This window comes from Nonomuraea bangladeshensis, assembly GCF_039529455.1.
Classification (GTDB): domain Bacteria; phylum Actinomycetota; class Actinomycetes; order Streptosporangiales; family Streptosporangiaceae; genus Nonomuraea; species Nonomuraea bangladeshensis.
In genome coordinates, this window is sequence record NZ_BAAAMV010000005.1 from 512,865 (window position 1) to 529,198 (window position 16,334).

The window sequence follows — 16,334 nt, forward strand, 5'->3', positions numbered from 1 at the left end:
CTCCATATCATGCGGTTCATGACTGCCGGGCCCGATCGGGCCGCCCTCCAGACGAACCTGCGTCAGAGCCTGGCCTGGGCTCTGATGCCGGTCTGCTGCTGCGGCGGGTTACCAATCCCCTTCATGATCGGCTATGCCGCCTATCGGCTCCGCAACACGACATTGTGGATCTTCGCGGCGGCCTATCTCGCAGTCGAGGGAGCGGTGTTCGCGGCCTCTTGGGCCCTCGAGAACGTGCCGGAGGATGCCCGCTGGACCCTGACGTCGATGATCTGGATGGGCACCTATCTCGGCGGTGCGGTGCACCTCTTCGTCCTGGCCAAGCGAGTCCTGCCCCGCAAAAGTCCGCCTGCGGCGACCGTTCCGAAAGCCTGGCCAGGACCGGTGGCGCCCAGCCCGGCCCCTGCACCGGCACAGGCATGGATCGGTCCGTACGCACTCCTCACCAAAATAGGCGAAGGAGGTCAGGGACAGGTCTATCTGGCTCGTTCTCCGGACGGCGGGCAGGTCGCCATCAAGCTGTTGCACGCACGAGTGGCCTTCACGGAGCGGGACGGCTTCCTCGCCGAGGCCAGTGCGGCCCGCCGGGTGCCAGGGTTCGCAACCGCCCGGGTGATCGACGTCGGCGTCGACGATGGGAGACCGTACATCGTCAGCGAGTACATCCAGGGTCCCTCTCTCGATCAGCTCATTCGTCTCGAGGGTCCGCGTTCCCCGGACAGCATGGTCCGGCTGGCCATCGCGACAGCCGCCGCCCTCAACGGAATCCACCAGGCGGGCATCGTCCATCGGGACTTCAAGCCGGCCAACGTCCTGCTCGCCACCGACGGCCCACGAGTGATCGACTTCGGGATCGCACGCGCCGTCGAGCGGCTCACCATTTCGGGAGGCGCCAAGGGCACTCCGGCCTTCAAGTCGCCCGAACAGGTCGAAGGCCGTCCGATCAGTCCCGCCTCAGACGTCTTCAGCTGGGGCGCGACCATGTACTTCGCGGCCGCCGGTCGCCTGGCCTTCGATGGTCCGTCCGTCTGGGCAGTCGAGAACCAGATCATCCACTCCGACCCGGATTTCCGCATGGTGCCCGTTCCTCTTCGCGACCTCCTTCGGCAGGCCATGCACAAGAGCCCGCATGAACGCCCGTCGGCATGGCAACTCCTCCTACTGCTGTCACGCTGAACTTGCTTGCATACTCAGTTCACAGCCTCTAGTCTTTGTTCAACGAGAGAGGCGGGGTCTGTGATGCGTACTCTGCGAGCCGGACGAGCCATCCACTTACTGGACATCGAGAACCTGACCGCGTCACCGTCGCCCACCGCGGCGGAGATCGCACACACCATGTCCGACTACCTGCAACGGGTGCCGGTCGGGCCTTTGGATCAGTTCGTCGTCGGCGTCAACCCGCGATCGCTCGTCGAGGTTGGCCGAGTGATCCATGGCGCTCAGATCCTCACCCGTTCGGGTCCGGACGGAGCCGACAGCGTGCTCGCCGAGATGGCCGTGAGCGACCGCGTCGACCTCCGCTTCGAACGGGTCGTCATCGGGTCCGGAGACGGCTACTTCGCCGACTTGGCCGTCTGGCTCGCCGCTCGTGACACGCGGGTCACGGTGGTGACCCGCACCGGCCTGCTCAGCTGGCGCCTCTACGTCGCGGTCCGCGACATCACCTACCTCGACGCGGCTTTGGCCGCCTGATCCCAAGGACTCACCATGACGTACCAACCCCCTGTGCCGCCTCCCGCACGCCGGGGAATTCCCGGCCCGGCGGTCGCCCTGATCGCCGTTCTCGCCCTGGGCGCGGGTTGCGTCGGCGGTGTGGCCGTGGGAAGTGCCGGCAGCACGCCGACCACGGCCACGGCCCCCACCTGGGCGGCCTCCGCGGAGGCGTCGCAGGACACCGCTCTTCCTCCCGCCGAGAAGGAGAAGGACCGTCTCGTGAAGCTGCCCGACTTCAAGGGGCAGAACGCCGCGATCGCCCAGCAGTGGCTGGTCGATCGGGGATGGGATGAGTTCAGCGACATCAAGCTCGGCTCGCAGGACCGCTACGACACGATGGTCCTCCTGCCGGAGAACTGGACGGTGACCAAGCAGTCCCACAAGGCCGGCACCAAGGTCGCGGTCGGCACGACCATCGTGCTCACCTGTACGAAGGCGTCCTGACAGCCTCGCTCGTCCTGCGTACCGGAAGCAGCCGTCAAATAAGTACATAGAACACAGAAGTCACAAAGAACGAGATCAAAAGCACATAGGTCACAGATCGGTTCTTATGGCTCGCCAGACCAGGCGAACCACAGGAATATTGTTCCGTTCACTTAGAAATTTCGACTAATTCTTCGGGATAAGCCGGACAAGATACTTCATATCCGCACATCCCTGACCACTCACGCCTGGCTCCTAGATATTCCAGGGTGTAGCTTCTTACAGCTTCACATCGATGACCAAGGCGCTTAATCCGTGATAAATGATCAACTGCCCGCTACGTGGCCCATTGGCACCTTCATGCACAGACTCAGCCCGGAGGAGCGGACGGAACTGCTGGCTCTCGCGCCGCCGTCCCCGCGGCGGGCCGGCGAGCCACTCATACAGCAAGGGGACCGAGGGGGGTCCGAGGTCTACCTACTGAGGTCCATGCCAGGCCAGAGGCCCACGGCGTGCGTGAAGGTGACGGCCTACCTGGAAACGGGCGCGGCAGCCATGCTGGGCATTCGGGTCAGCGGCGATGTGGTCGGCGAGCTGGCGGCCCTGCGCAGAGAGCCGAGATCGGCCATGGTGACCACGTGCAGTCCGATGTTGGTGCACGTCATCCGGGCCCAGGCGTTCACGGACTTCCTCGATCGTCACCCCGCGGCCTGGAACGCGCTGGCCAGGATGATCGCCGACCGGCTCGACTGGGCCAACCGCAGAAGAACCGACTTCGCTCAGTTCAGCGTGCCGGTACGGGTCGCGAACGTGCTGGTGGAACTCGCAGGCCGACACGGCATCGACCGGGTGGACGGGAAACGAGACCTCGGGATCGATCTCACCCATGAGGAGATCGCCAATCTGATCGGGGCCGGAAAAGACGCCGTCTTCAAGGCCATCCGATGTCTCAAAGATCTCAAACTGATCGATCCCAGTCATCGCCGGAAGATCATCATCGACCCGGTCAGACTGGCCGAGTTCCGATAAAGCGTACTGGTACGTCTTGGGGCGAAGAGATCTTCGCCAGACTCTATCCCCGACGATCTCCCCGGCCACTCCGTGGGATCTTTTCCGCAACCACAAGGTGACGTGATGCTCGATTCCGATTTCAGCCGCCGCTTGATCATGGCGGTCGATGCAGAGGGATACGGCCGCGGCGATGATCTACGGCACGACTCGATCCAGTCGGGTCTGGCCCAGGTCATGGACCGTGGCGCCCGTGAGACCGGACTGCGCCGTGACACCTGGACCCGCCAGGAGGCCGGCGACGGCGAGGTCATCGTCCTCCCGGACGGCGAGCCCGAACTCCGGGTCATCGACGACCTGATCCGTCGCGTACGCAAAGCACTCCACGACTACAACCGCGAACGCCGGGACGACGCCCGTCTACGGATCCGCGTGGCCATCGGCCACGGCGTCGTGAAGCGCGGCGCGATGGGCTTCGTCGGCCAGGTCGTGGTGACCACCTGCCGGCTGCTCGACGCGAAGGCCGCTCGTGCCGCCCTGAAGGCGAACCCGCGCGCCGACCTGGTGCTGATCCTCACCGATCGGCTCTACGAGGACGTCGTCCGGCAGCTCCACACCTCCTATAGGCCGGAGTCCTTCACCCGACTGGAAGTGCCGACCAAGGAACGCACCGAGATCGCCTGGATGTGGATCCCCTCCGAAGACCTGGACCAGAAGGGAACCCTCGACATGGACAACCTGCCCGAGGTCGCCGACACCCTGTGGGCGCTGATCGCCGGCGGCGCCCTCGAACGTCTGGGTGCCTACGGCACCGAGACCGGCCTCGGTGGCGCCAGAAAATTGCTCGCGAAGATCAAGGCGTTCCGGTCCGAGCAGGGCCGACCGGCCGACCCGGAGTCCCGCGACGACCTGCTGGAGTCCCTGGAGAGGCTGGTGCGGGTCGACGCCGCCGCCAAGCAGTTCGCCCAGCAGTTCAACGCCGAGCAGATGACCGTCAACCTGATCACCGCCCCCATTTCCGGCGAGGAGATCAACTTTGGCATCCGAAACTGACTCGCCGGCCGAGGGGGTGAGGATCGGCGGAGAGGCCACGCCGGTCGATCTGACTGATCAGCCTCAGTCGACGGACGAGATCTTCGCGCAGGTCTCCCACGTCCAGACCGTCATCAACCACATCCACGGCAACATCGGGGGAGCCTCCTTCGGCATCTCGGATTCCCGCCCCAAGTCGCGCCGCACGTCCGGCCCCGTATCCCAGCACGAGATGGCGGAGGCTCGCACCTGCTACGTACGCCACGCCAGTTACAGGGCCGCCGCCGAACAACTGGAGAGCAACAACATGGTGGCCTTGATCGGCAACGCCGGCACGGGCCGACGGACGGCAGCGCTCAATCTGCTTCACGATGTCGTCGCCGCCCGGCCCGACATGGTGGTGGAACTCAGTCCGGCCTACACGCTGGAGAAGCTGGCCGCCCGCGAGATTCGGCCAGGCCACGGCTATCTGCTGTGCGACTGGCCCAAGGACGACGTCGAGGGGAGCATCGCTGACTTCCACGTACGGGAGATCAGGCGCCGCGTGCGGGATGCCGGAGCTTACTTGGTGATCACAGGGACGGCTACCTCGCTGCCCGACGGGGACCAGATACCTTGGCTGCCGCCGCCGGTCGGCGACGTCCTGCGGGCCCACCACGTGGCGTCCGAGATCGCTGACGAGGCGGCCGCCCAGATCACCGTCGACCATGCCATGGCCGACGTGGTGGCACTGGCGCGCGAGCTGGCCTCAGGGGTTCCGCTGGACAAAGCGCTCGACAGGCTGGAGTCCGCCGGGCGCCGTGACGTGGTCGCCTGGTTCGACGGCCCGCGTACCCGGGGTGAGCTCTTCGAGATGGCTGCCATGGCCTTCACCGCCGGTCTCCCGGAAAGCGGCTTCGAGATCCTGCTCGCCCGGCTGGAGTCCATCGCCGGCATCGGCGGGGAAAAGGCGGATGCCATCTCGGCCGACGATCCGATGCCGAGCCGCCGCCTGCTCCGGGTGGCAGAGGGCTCGCTTTTCGGCCTGGCACCGGGGCGCAGGCTGGTGTTCAAGGTCGAGGGGCATCGAACGCACGTCATGCGGGAGCTGTACCAGCGGCACGGCATGCGGTTGTGGGATCCGGTCATCGAATGGCTGCATGAGTGCGCCAATCTTCGCGACCCGAGCGTACAGGCGGAGATCGCCAGGGGCGTGGCGGTTCTGGCCTCCGTCACGGACTACTCGTACGTCGAAAGCACGTTTCTCACCCCATGGGCCCGAGGAGGGGGCGTCATGCGCAGGCAGGCGACCGCCGCGATGGCCATCTCATGGTTGTGCCTGGACGAAACGACCCGTCCGGAGGTTCTGCGTACGGTCGCCTCGTGGACGAGGGCATCCGCGGTCAGACCCAAATTCACCGCCAGCCTGGCCTGGTCCGGTGAGCTGGGCATCCGATTTCCGCTGGAGGCGACCCGGATGCTCTGGCTGCAGATCAAAGTCAGTGAGAAGCCGGTTCGGCACGCAGAGATCGCATTGGCTCGGCTGTTCGCAGCGCTGACCGAGGCCACCGGCAACGCCCTCCCGATGCTCGATCGGATGGCGGCTCAGATCAGCAACGACAGGCGGATCGGCCGCGCAGTCGACCCGTCGATCCGGGCGATCTTGAGTGTCCTGTCGGCTCGCGCGGACGGGGTCAGGGTCCCCACAGTCACCGCCCACCTGCGTAGTCGCCCCGAATCAGCTATCCCCCTCGCCCAGCTGTGGTCGGCGGTTCTGGTCAAGCGCCCTCACCGCAGGGACGCGCTGGCCGCCCTGTACGACGCCGTCTGCGCGTTCGACGAGCGTGACGACGACGACCGCAGCCGTGTCCGTGCCCTCTTCGCAGCGCTCGTGGAGGCGCTTCCTGCGAGGGAACGGCCGCTGCTGGCCCATGATCTGCGGCGTTACGCGATCTCCCGCAACACCGACGAGAACCGGATGGAGCTTCTCCTGTCGCTGCTCCGGATCTTCTTGAGCCCCGCTGCACTGTCCCTCGACACCACTGGAAAGCGTCCATGAGCTACCCCGTGATCAGGCAGGTCCCCCTTGAGCCTGTCGCCAGGAAAGGGTTCCTGAGCAAGCCCCGCCGGCCGATCTCCAGTCTGCCCCGCCAACTTCCGCACGAGCGGCTCGTCTTCGAATACGACGGCACGTTCGTGCTGGGCGACCGGCGGCTGCACGGTGACGAACCGCACGTGCTGCACGGCGACAGCGTCAGCGTCGTGGACGTGTCCAAGGACCACCCGGTGACGATCCACGTACCGATCAACTCCTCTGGCGCCCACGACTTCAGGGTCGCGGTGCGGTTCCACTGCACGGTCGACGAACCGATCGAGGTGGTGCGTGCCGGTCTGACCGATGTCTCCGATCACCTCGTCACCTATATCCGGGCCTACCACAAGCTCTTCGAGCTCGGCCGCGACTACGAGTTGCACCAGGTCCACGACCTGTGGACGCTCGTGCACGCCCAGGTGAAGGCCTACGCGACCCTGGTGCCGTGTGTGCTGTCCGGCATGACCGCCGAGTTCTCCGGCCTCGACGTGTACGCCCCCGAAGAGATCGCTCGGGGGCGGCGGCACTACGAGACCAGTCTGCACAACATCCAGGGCGAACACGGCCTCCGCGACGCCAGGCGCAAGCTCGACCGTGACTTCGAGCTGGACGAGCAGGACTACCTGCACACCAAGGGTCGTAGCGCCAACGACTTCACCCGGCAGGAGGCGACCCTCGACCGGGATCAGCAGATCAGCGAGGCCACGAAGGTCAGGGACTTCCTGAACAGCGGTCCTGGCGCCGCCGACAGTCTGTACGTCACGGTGCACGGCCTCAGCGAGCAACAGGTCGCCGAACGGTACGCCGCCCTGGGAGACCGTGAGTACAGCGCTGTCCAGCACAGGATGCAGCGCGAGCACGAGTTGCAGGTCGTTCAGGCTCGTGGCAGGGCCGAGGTCGTCCGGGCGGCGATCGCCCAGGGCCTGTTCAACGAGAACACCGGAAAGGAACTGCTTGCCTCGTTCGACGATGTCGAGCCGGACGCGGAGGCGAGGGACCTCGAAGGCCCGGCCTATGAGCCCCGCGCCGAGGTGACGGCCGGCGACCCCGACGACGACTTCTTCATGGAGGAGGACGTCCGTGGTTGACATCCTCCACGAGTCCAAGGCCGGCGAGCAGCGCGGACGGCGTCCCCGGCGCCGGGAACGGCTCACGCTCGGGGTGTTCCTGCGTCGGTTCACCGGAGTCGACGAGAAGATCCTCGCAAGTGTCCCGCAGGAACGTTCCCGCTACACCAGCCTCGGCGCAGTCGTGATCAGCACCGCGCTCATCGCGGGCACCTCCATGCTGGGCGCGCTGACCCTGCTCTCGCAGGCGTCCCTGCTCTACCTGGTGCCGGTCGCGGCGCTGTGGGGCCTGATCATCGCCAACATCGACCGATTCCTGATCACCAGCCTGCACGGCGACAACGACGGCTGGACCCGCTGGGGCAACGTGCTCATCCGCCTCGCCCTCGCCGTCGTCATCGGGATCTTCATCGCCGAACCCCTCACCCTGAAGATCTTCCAGGAGCGGCTCGATCGGCAGATCCTGGTGGAGCGCGACCAGGCGATCAGCTTGACGGAGAGCCGATACAAGCAGTGCAACCCCCTCGACGGGCCAGCTCCTTCGGGGGTCGACTGCACCGGCTATCTTCTCGACGGCGGCGACCAGGCGCTCGCCATCGAACGGAACATGACGCAGAGGCAAAGCAGCCTCAAGGCCGCCGAAGACCAGTTGGCGGCAGACATCAACCGACGCCAGGAGTTGGAGGCGCTCCGCGGACGGGAGTGTAACGGCATAAAGGTGGCGAACCGCACCACAGGCGTCGAGGGCAACGGCCCTGAGTGCAAGGTCCGGACGAACGATCTCACCACCTTCCTCGCCACCCATGACATTCCCCGACAGCAGGCGGAGATCGCGAAACTGAGGACCGAGATCGGCTCGCTGACGGCCGATCGTGCCAGCGCCGAAGAGCAGCGTTCGACGGCTCTCAGCAAGAAGATCACCGCGCGCGTCGAGGAGAAGAAGCGGGCCTACGCCGACATCGGCCTGCTGGACCGATGGGAGGCATTGGGCACACTCGCAGGCCAGAGTGGCATGGTCAACTTCGCTCACTGGTTGCTGCGGATCATCTTCGTCCTGCTCGACTGCATGCCGATCATCTCGAAGATGCTGAACGGCAAGACCGAGTACGACCGCCTCCTCACGCAGGAGCTGCGCGCCGGCTCAGCCTGTCACGAGGCCGAACTGAACTTCACCACCCGGCAGACCACCGGCGAGTACGAGATCAGGCTGCGCGAAGAGGAACGCCGGCTGAAAGCCGAACGCGGCCGGATCGACCGGGACCAGCGCGTCGACGAGGCCTCCAGGGACGACGAGATCGACCGCCTCGCCCGCACTTTCATGACCTCGACGCCCACGCGCCGTTAGACCACCGGATCGCCGTCGGGCTCGGGAACCATCTCAGCATCCTCCTCTGTCATGCCCGGGTCGGTCCCGGTCGCGGCCAGCGTGGCGATCCGGGATGCGGCCTCGTTGCGAGCCAGTCGGCATACGGTGAGCATCGAGTTCAGGCTGGCCCGCAGGTCGTCTTTGATCGCTTCGAGAGCCGCGTCCCTACGGAGCCAAGTGACCTTCCGCACCTGTCGGAAGTCGGCAGGCTCGTGCGGATGGTGTTCGTAGGGCCCGGTGACCTCCCCGATGGCGATGCGGCCGGGAAGCGATTGGAGCGGCATGACCACCAGGTCTCCGGGCTGGATCTCGGTGGTGAATCTCCAGAGTTGTCCCATCCAGTTGGCGATGGTGTTGGGATTGTCCGCCGGGAAGGCGTTGCGCAGGGCGTCCGCCAGCGCCTCCCGGGTCGGGTAACGGCTGAGGTCTCCCACCTCATGCCAGCCGACGATGATCAGCCCCTCTTCCAGCGCTCGCACTTCACGCTCCCCCTCACTGCCGCCGCGCACCAGCCATGCGCGAGGTGAGGTGTCTGCGTTCAGGAGGTCGTTCAGCGCTCCGATGACGACCGTGGAGGCATCCGGCCTTTGCAGCGCGATCGGTGCCAAGGACGGCCTCCTCGCGAAGTTGGCGGCGGAGAGCTGCGCCGGCATGCTCGCCCACCCGGGAAGCACGGAGAGGGCATGAGCGAGCCGCTCCAGGCGATCCACCGGCACGCCCCTGTTGCGCATCCACTCGAAATTGATCGACAGCACCGACTTGCTCACGCCGGTGTAGATGCTCCACATCGCTGCCTCGTCGTGCCCGGTGCTGAACCAGGCGGTGACGGAGGGATGGGCGGCTTCCCCGAAGTAATAGCCCCGGAAGGCTGGATGGCCCTCCGCATGCCGATAGACCGCGAGGAGTGTGTCGGCCACGCCAGGAGGACAGTATTCGTCGAGGGCGTGGAGAAGGCTCTCCTCGGTCCATCTCGACAGTGCCCGGATCGCGCCTCTGCGCTTCGCGTCAGACTGGACCGGAGCAGCCCCCAAGGAGCCGGCCTCGGCCGGTGGGAGACTGTGATCCGTGGCCGGCGGCAGGTCACCGAGCGCCTGGAGTATCGCGATCACCACCGACTCGAGCACATCGATGGTCTGCTCGGTCTCCTGCGCGGTGATCCTCATCTTGCGGTGGAAGCTGCCCGGGTCGTGGTCGCCGGTGTGCGCGATGTTGTTCCGGCGTCTGGCTATCTCGGCAAGCTTCCTGCGTATCCGATCGGCCGCGATCGGCTCGCTCGGGTCCTGATCAGTCAGCTTGCCCGCGACAGCTGTCCACAGACTGACCTTGCTGACATGAGAGAAGCCTTCCGCGATCTTGTCCGGGTGCTGGAAGGTCTTGAACTCGAAGAAACGCTCCAGTGCGGCACGGAACGCGTCCTCCAGCGGCTCGGCGTTCCGGTGTACTTTCTCCACCAGCTCGACCGGCATGGACAGGCGGCTGAAGTTGTTCGGACGCGGGGATCCCGGCCTCTGCGCCAGCGCCACGGCCCGATCGATGATCTCTTGAGTGACCCAATGGTCGAGGGCCGCGACGGCCTGGGTCCATGCAGCACGGTAGAGATCAGTGACGTCGAAAGCGGCGACGCCCAATCTTTCCAGATTGCGACCGCCGTGCACGAGTTGCCGGGCATAACCCAGGTTGCGTTGATATTGCTCGAACGCATTGGGGAAATCACCGGCCCTGATGAGCCGCCGCTCACGGTACTGGCGTTGCAATTCCCGATATATGGCGATATCTGGGAAATCGTCCAGCGCCTTGATCCCGATGCTGGTTATCGACCAGCCGTTCCTTTTGGTCATCCATCCCAGGGACGCCGCCTCGCCGGTGCGGAAGCTCACTTGGGTCCACCAGAGGATCTCGCCGTGCGCGTCAGGACGTCGCAGGTCGCGTGGTATCTCAACGCGCTCCGCTATCGCCTCACGTACAGCGCCGGGCTGCATCGGGCCCCCAGCCTCACGTAGCACCTCCAAGGCTATGCCGAAAATCGGCATAATCTGCTCGGCGAAGGACATGCGACACGCCTCTCTATGCCCAAATATCAGCCTCGGCTCAGCCGCGAGGATATCAATACTCCCCAGGAGAAAGAATCATCACGCAACACGGGTGGCCAATAAGTGCAATGAACCCGTGCTGCATTATGGCGATGCCCAGATCACGTGACTGCGGTTTATCGGACTGCCATGGCCGGCGACAGCGGCTTCGGAGGCTCGTCGTGAGCTCCCCAGGCCGGCCAACAGGCGTCAACCTCGGGGAGCGTTTTTCGACTTCTTCGGCCCCGCCCGGAGCGGGGTTCCATCGCCGCACACCGCGTACGTGCGCGGACCTCGGCGAGGCAGAGGAGAGCGCGTCAGAGCGCCCTCAGGCCGTTGATCACTTCGCGGAGCAGGCTCTCCGTGGGTGAGGACGCGCGGTCGCGTTGCGGGCGGACCGCCACCAGGCCGTACTCCAGCAGGTCGCCCAGCAGCACCCTGATCACGCCGACCGGCAGGCCGACCTCCGAGGCCAGCTCGGCCACCGGCGTGGACTTGCCGGACAGGCAGGCGAGCACGCGGCGGTGCTGGGCGCTCAGTTCGGCGCCCGACGGGGCGGGCAGCCCCGTCGCGCCGACGTTCGCCAGCAGGTCGAGCGCCGAGGACGCGGGTCTCGTGCGTCCGCGCGCCACCGCGTAGGGCCGCACGACCGGCCCGGCCTCCTCATCGACCCATTCGTGCTCGCGGCTCACGATTGAGTTCCCCCATCCTGGTCGCTGTCCTGGCGGCCGCGCTGCCAGCCGGACTGGAGCGAGGAGAGCAGCGCCCTGGCCTCCTCGGGCGAGCGCTCCGGCGCGGGCGCGGGCTCCGGCGGCGGCGCCTCCTTGAGGCGCGGCGACAGGCCGTTCTGGCGCTGTCTGCGGGGCAGGCTCGCCGGGGGCCGCCCGTCGGCGGTCTGGGGCGGGCCCGCCTGCTGCTCGGCGGGCTGCTGCCCGCTCGTACGCGCCCGCCGCGGCAGGACCGCCGACCCGTCACCGTTCCCCACCGGCGGAGCTACGGCAGGACCACCGCCGCCCCGGAACGGTGAGTTGTCGGGAGCGTCGCCGCCCCGGAACGGTGAGACGTCGGGAGCGTCGCCGCCCCGGAACAGAGAAACCTCCGGCGCGTCGCCGCCTCTGAGCGGGGAGACCTCCGGCGTGTCACCTCCGAAGGGCGAGGCCGCAGGGGCGTCGCCGCCCCGGAACGGGGAGACCTCCGGCGCGTCGCCGCTCCGGAACGGAGAAACCTCGGGCGCGCCGCCCCCGAAGGGCGAGGGCGCGTCGTTGCCCCGGAACGGGGAGACCTCCGGCGCGTCGTCGCTTCCGAACGGCGAGAGTGCGGGGGCGTCGCCGGTGCCGCCGAAGAGCGGGGCGGGGTCGGGGCGGGGGCCGAGTTCGTCGTCCAGAGGCTGGGCGGGCTGCGGGAGGGCGGGGCCGCGTCTGCTGGTGTGCACGCGCCGCGGCAGCCCCCCGTTCGCCGCGTTCCCGTTGGTCGCCGGCCCGTCCGTACGCACCACCGACACGGACACCGGCTCGAAGTCCAGCGCCTTCGCGGGCGTCACCAGCGGCTCCACGAGCGACCCAGGCACGAGCACGATGGCGGTGGTGCCGCCGTACGGCGACGGCTTCAGCGTCACCTTGATCCCGTGCCTGGCCGCGAGCATGCCGACGACGGCGAACCCGAGGCGCTCGGTCTGCGCCGCGTCGAACTCCGGCGGGCTGGCCAGCCGGCAGTTGATGGCCTGCCGGGTGGCCTCGTCCATGCCGAGCCCGCGGTCCTCGATCTCGACGGCGAAGCCCCTGCCCACCATCTCGCCGCGTACCGAGACCTCGTTGCTGGGCGAGGAGAAGGCGGCGGCGTTCTCGATGAGCTCGGCGAACAGGTGCATGAGGTCGGCGACCGCGGCGCCGGAGACGCCGGCCTCGGGCATCGGGTAGACCCGGACCCGGGTGTACTCCTCGACCTGGGCGGCGGCGCCGCTCAGCACGTCCTCCATCGGGATGACGCCGCGCCACCTGCGCCCGGCCGAGCCGCCCGACAGCAGCACCAGGCCCTCGGCGTGGCGGCGCATGCGGGTGGTCAGGTGGTCGAGCTTGAACAGAGGCTCCAGCGCCTCCGGCTCCTCCGTCTGGCGCTGCATCTCGTCGAGCAGCTTGAGCTGGCGCTGCAGCAGCGACTGGCTGCGCCTGGCCAGGTTGCGCAGCGCCTCCGACAGGCCCTCGCGGAGGTGGGCCTGCTCGACGGCGGCGTCCACGGCCGTGCTCTGCACGCTGTCGAAGGCCGCGGCGAGGTCGGCGACCTCGCTGGTGGCGTTCCTGGCCACCCTGATGGGCGGCGCCTCGGCGGCGATGTCCACGCGCTCGCCCTTGCGCAGCTTCGCCACGACGTCGGGGAGCCTGATCTCGGCCAGGTCCAGCGCGGTACGGCGGAGCGCCGCGAGCTCACGCGTGATGCGGCGGCCGAACCGTACCGAGATGAAGATCGAGACGATGACCGCGACGAGGCCGAGCGCGCCCGCGACGGCGGCCTGGACGACGATGGCGATGCCGGCCGGCTCCATCCGGCCGAGCAGCTTGTCGCCGGTGCGCCAGACGGCCTCCTGGTATTCGTCCTGCACCTGGGTGGCGATGCCGCGCCAGAGCTCGATGTCCAGCGGCTGGCCGCTGATGGTGCTCTCCACCAGGTTCTCCATGGTGACGTACCTGGGGGAGTAGTAGATCCGCTCGAACGGGGCACGCAGCTCGGTGTCGAGGTTGGCGAGGGCCTTCGGGAACAGGTACGCCCTGGAGCCGTCGATGCCGGCCAGCATGTGGAGGTCGTGCATGGTGGCGCGGCCGTTCGAGGCGATGATCAGCGCGTGCTCGCGGCTGAGCAGCTCGCGCACCTCATCGGCGGCGATCACGCCCTGGGCCTGGAGCGAGAGCTCGACGTCGGTGCTCATGTTGAGCCGCGAGTACAGCAGGTGGATCTCGTCGGAGATCTTGGCGTACTCGGTGACCAGGCTGCCCGGGGTGAGCCGGCGCTCGTCCACCTTGCGGCGGATGTCCGGGATGCGGTCGATGGCGGCGAAAACCGTCTGGAGCTGGTTCTTCATGTCCGGCGTCAGCGCCGCCTGTACGTCCTCCGTGGCCGCGCTCTGCGTCAGGCGCTTCCTGCTGGCGTCCACCTTGGCGCGGGACTCGGCCAGGGCGTCGGGATCGGTGACGTTGTTCCCGAGGCGCTCGGCGGAGGCCAGGCGCTCCTTCTGGAGGTTGCCGATCAGGCCGTCGGAGTGGTTGATGACGCCGGTCCAGATGGTCTCGACCTTGAGCAGGTTGAGCGCCTCACCCGCCGTGGTGCTCGCGGCGAAGCCCCACAGTGCGACCAGGGAGACCAACGGGATGACGAGCAGCGTCGAGATCTTGAATCGGATGGATCTGCCCGATGCCATGACACCTGCTCCCGGATAGAAGATCGCGGGAGAGAATAGCATCGAAACGCCTGGTTTTAAGATCGACTAGCGATAAATCTGTGATATGTCGGGAAAACGGAGGCTTTGGGGCCCCTGGGGACACCCCATGTGACCTGCCGGAAACCGTCCGATCCAACCCCTGGATGTCAGGCCGCCGTCGTCAGCTCGCTGCGCACCCGGGTGGCCGTCCGGGCCAGGGCGGGACGCCACGACAGCCACGCCAGCCAGAACGCCAGCACGCCCAGCAGCGTCACCTCCGCCCCCAGCAGCAGCCGCTCCACGAGCCCGATCATGACCCGCTCCCCGGGCAGGGCCACGTACGTGATCGCCAGCAGCCCGAACCCCCCGGCCAGCGCCACCCACTCGACGACCCGCGCCACGGGCTTCCACGCGGCGTCCGCGGTCAACCGGGGCACCAGGAGCGCCCCTGCGGCCGGCAGGCTCACGAAGGCGGCGACGGACACGTACCGGTGGATCTGCGCCGCCAGGTCGAGGTCCTGCCCGATCGGCGTCGTCGGGATGACCGCCGCCACCATCAGCGCCCCCGACCACAGCAGCAGCAGGCGCTCCGGCATCCCCCGCACCGGAGCGCCCGCGGACCGCAGCCCCGCCAGCAGGGCCAGCGACCCGAGCCCGAGCACCGCCATCGCGACCTCCGTGACGCCCCCGCGGTCGGAGACGGCGTACTCGCTGATGGTCACGTTCATGGGGTCGAGGTAGGGGTCCGGGCCGAACTGACCGGCCACCACCGCGATCACCGCGAACACGATCGAGCCACAGGCGGCGGCCGGGAGGAGCTTCTTTGCTGCGGTCATGCCACCACCATCCCGCCACCGCCCCTCCCCCGGCATCCGGCGCCGTCCCCGATCCGCCCCTGACCCGACCCTGACCTCCTCAGGGTTCCGGCACGAAAAGGACCGCGCAGCGTGCCCGGGTCTGGTGGGCGCGCTGCGCGGCGAGGGGGGAAGGATCAGCCGGTACGGAGGGTGAGCCCGTACGCGCTCAGAGCCTCATTGACCGGCTGGTGGTACGTGGTGCCGCCGACCGAGCAGTTGCCCGAGCCGCCGGAGGTCATGCCCTGGGCCTGGTTGCCCGAGATGAACGAGCCGCCGGAGTCGCCGGGCTCGGCGCAGGCGCTGGTCCTGGTCAGGCCGGTGACGGTGCCCTGGGAGTACCTGACGGAGGCGTTGTGCTGCTGGATGGTGCCGCAGCGCCAGCCGGTGGTGGAGCCGGAGCGGCAGATGGACGCGCCCACGGACGCCTGCGTGGACCCGCGTACGGTCACGTTCGCGCCGCCGGAGCCGCGCACGTACGGCGTGGCGGTGTTGCCGCTGTCGGCGGCGACCCACGCGTAGTCGTTGCCGGGGAAGGACGAACCCTGGAAGGTGCCGGACGGGTTCGAGGTCCTGTTGCCGGCCCGGCCGCAGTGCCCGGCCGTGGTGAAGCCCTGGACGCTGCCCTTGGTGACGGGGAAGCCGACGCTGCACCGGCTGGAGCCGATGTAGTACGGCGCGCCGCCGATGATGTTGATGAAGAGCGTCGGCTGCTCGGCCGTCGCCGCCACGCTCACCGCGCCGCGGTCCACGCCGGCGGCGGCGACCAGCGCCTCGGCGGCCTGGACCGTGGGCGCCTGGACGGAGACGGTGTTGGTGGTGACGTCGACGTACCAGAGGGTGGCGTTGTCCTTGGCCTTGCGGGGGGCCTGGTCCAGCTTCTGCTTGACCGCGTCGAGGTCGGCCAGGGAGCGCTGGACGACGACGGGCTGCGCGCCGCGCGCCGAGATGGCCGGAGCGGCGGCGGCGTCAGTGGTGGCGACGTTGAGCTTGCTGGCGTCGGCGTTGAGCCAGGCGCCGCCGAACGAGCCGCCGAGCTGGCTGCTCAGCGCGGTCTCGGTGGCGGCGGCGCGTTCCTCGTTGGCGAGCCGGGTGACGACCTGCGCCTCGGAGAGGCCGAGGTCGCGCTCCATGGCGTCGATCACGGCCGGGGGGACGGACGGGGAGGCTGCTTGAGGCGCGGGTTCCGCCGCTGCCGCGGCCGAGCTGAGGGGGGTGGCCAGGCTGACGGCGAGGATGATGCCGCCGGCCAGCGCACAGCGTTTACTCGACATGTGCACTCCTCGGGTGGGGGTGCTGTCAAGCTAACGGCTGGTAGGGCC

13 protein-coding genes are annotated in these 16,334 nt (G+C 67.9%); 8 read left to right on the forward strand and 5 right to left on the reverse strand.

Translation table 11 applies throughout. From position 1 onward, the window contains the following. The first annotated feature begins 18 nt into the window (after positions 1-18). The 8 genes from ABD292_RS18300 (at position 19) to ABD292_RS18335 (ending at position 8,659) form a co-directional block, all read left to right on the forward strand. The gene (locus ABD292_RS18300) at positions 19-1,176 is read left to right on the forward strand and encodes a serine/threonine-protein kinase (protein WP_344208628.1); all 1,158 of its coding nucleotides are present in this window, start codon (positions 19-21) and stop codon (positions 1,174-1,176) included. A 159-nt stretch (positions 1,177-1,335) separates the two neighbouring features. After that, positions 1,336-1,692 (forward strand): hypothetical protein, encoded by a 357-nt coding sequence (locus tag ABD292_RS18305; protein ID WP_344208630.1) that lies wholly within the window; start codon positions 1,336-1,338, stop codon positions 1,690-1,692. Positions 1,693-1,707: 15 nt separating this feature from the next. Next, on the forward strand, positions 1,708-2,157 hold the full coding sequence (locus ABD292_RS18310) for a PASTA domain-containing protein (protein ID WP_344208632.1): 450 nt from the start codon (positions 1,708-1,710) through the stop codon (positions 2,155-2,157). Positions 2,158-2,496: 339 nt separating this feature from the next. After that, positions 2,497-3,165 (forward strand): Crp/Fnr family transcriptional regulator, encoded by a 669-nt coding sequence (locus ABD292_RS18315; RefSeq protein ID WP_344208634.1) that lies wholly within the window; start codon positions 2,497-2,499, stop codon positions 3,163-3,165. 105 nt (positions 3,166-3,270) lie between these two features. Next, positions 3,271-4,197, forward strand: a complete 927-nt coding sequence (locus ABD292_RS18320; protein ID WP_344208636.1) for a hypothetical protein — start codon at positions 3,271-3,273, stop codon at positions 4,195-4,197. Further along, on the forward strand, positions 4,181-6,214 hold the full coding sequence (locus ABD292_RS18325; RefSeq protein ID WP_344208638.1) for an nSTAND3 domain-containing NTPase: 2,034 nt from the start codon (positions 4,181-4,183) through the stop codon (positions 6,212-6,214). Before ABD292_RS18320 ends, ABD292_RS18325 begins: the two co-directional genes overlap by 17 nt. Beyond that, positions 6,211-7,335 (forward strand): hypothetical protein, encoded by a 1,125-nt coding sequence (locus ABD292_RS18330; RefSeq protein WP_344208640.1) that lies wholly within the window; start codon positions 6,211-6,213, stop codon positions 7,333-7,335. Before ABD292_RS18325 ends, ABD292_RS18330 begins: the two co-directional genes overlap by 4 nt. Beyond that, complete coding sequence (locus ABD292_RS18335) at positions 7,328-8,659, forward strand: DUF4407 domain-containing protein (protein WP_344208642.1); 1,332 nt, start codon at positions 7,328-7,330, stop codon at positions 8,657-8,659. The genes ABD292_RS18330 and ABD292_RS18335 overlap by 8 nt, the downstream gene beginning before the upstream one ends. Here the strand turns inward: ABD292_RS18335 and ABD292_RS18340 are convergent. The 5 genes from ABD292_RS18340 to ABD292_RS18360 form a co-directional block, all read right to left on the reverse strand. Then, the gene (locus ABD292_RS18340) at positions 8,656-10,731 is read right to left on the reverse strand and encodes a restriction endonuclease (RefSeq protein WP_344208644.1); all 2,076 of its coding nucleotides are present in this window, start codon (positions 10,729-10,731) and stop codon (positions 8,656-8,658) included. The two genes, ABD292_RS18335 and ABD292_RS18340, sit on opposite strands and share 4 nt — an antisense overlap. Positions 10,732-11,066: 335 nt before the next feature. Next, positions 11,067-11,441, reverse strand: a complete 375-nt coding sequence (locus tag ABD292_RS18345; protein ID WP_344208646.1) for a DUF742 domain-containing protein — start codon at positions 11,439-11,441, stop codon at positions 11,067-11,069. After that, a complete protein-coding gene (locus tag ABD292_RS18350) occupies positions 11,438-14,158 on the reverse strand; it encodes a sensor histidine kinase (protein WP_344208648.1) in 2,721 nt (906 codons plus the stop codon). Before ABD292_RS18350 ends, ABD292_RS18345 begins: the two co-directional genes overlap by 4 nt. Positions 14,159-14,325: 167 nt before the next feature. Continuing rightward, positions 14,326-14,994 (reverse strand): DUF998 domain-containing protein, encoded by a 669-nt coding sequence (locus ABD292_RS18355; RefSeq protein ID WP_344208651.1) that lies wholly within the window; start codon positions 14,992-14,994, stop codon positions 14,326-14,328. Between the two features lie 155 nt (positions 14,995-15,149). After that, positions 15,150-16,286 carry a S1 family peptidase gene (locus tag ABD292_RS18360; protein ID WP_344208653.1) on the reverse strand — a complete coding sequence of 379 codons (1,137 nt, stop codon included), beginning with the start codon at positions 16,284-16,286 and terminating at the stop codon, positions 15,150-15,152. Between the last annotated feature and the right edge of the window lie 48 nt (positions 16,287-16,334).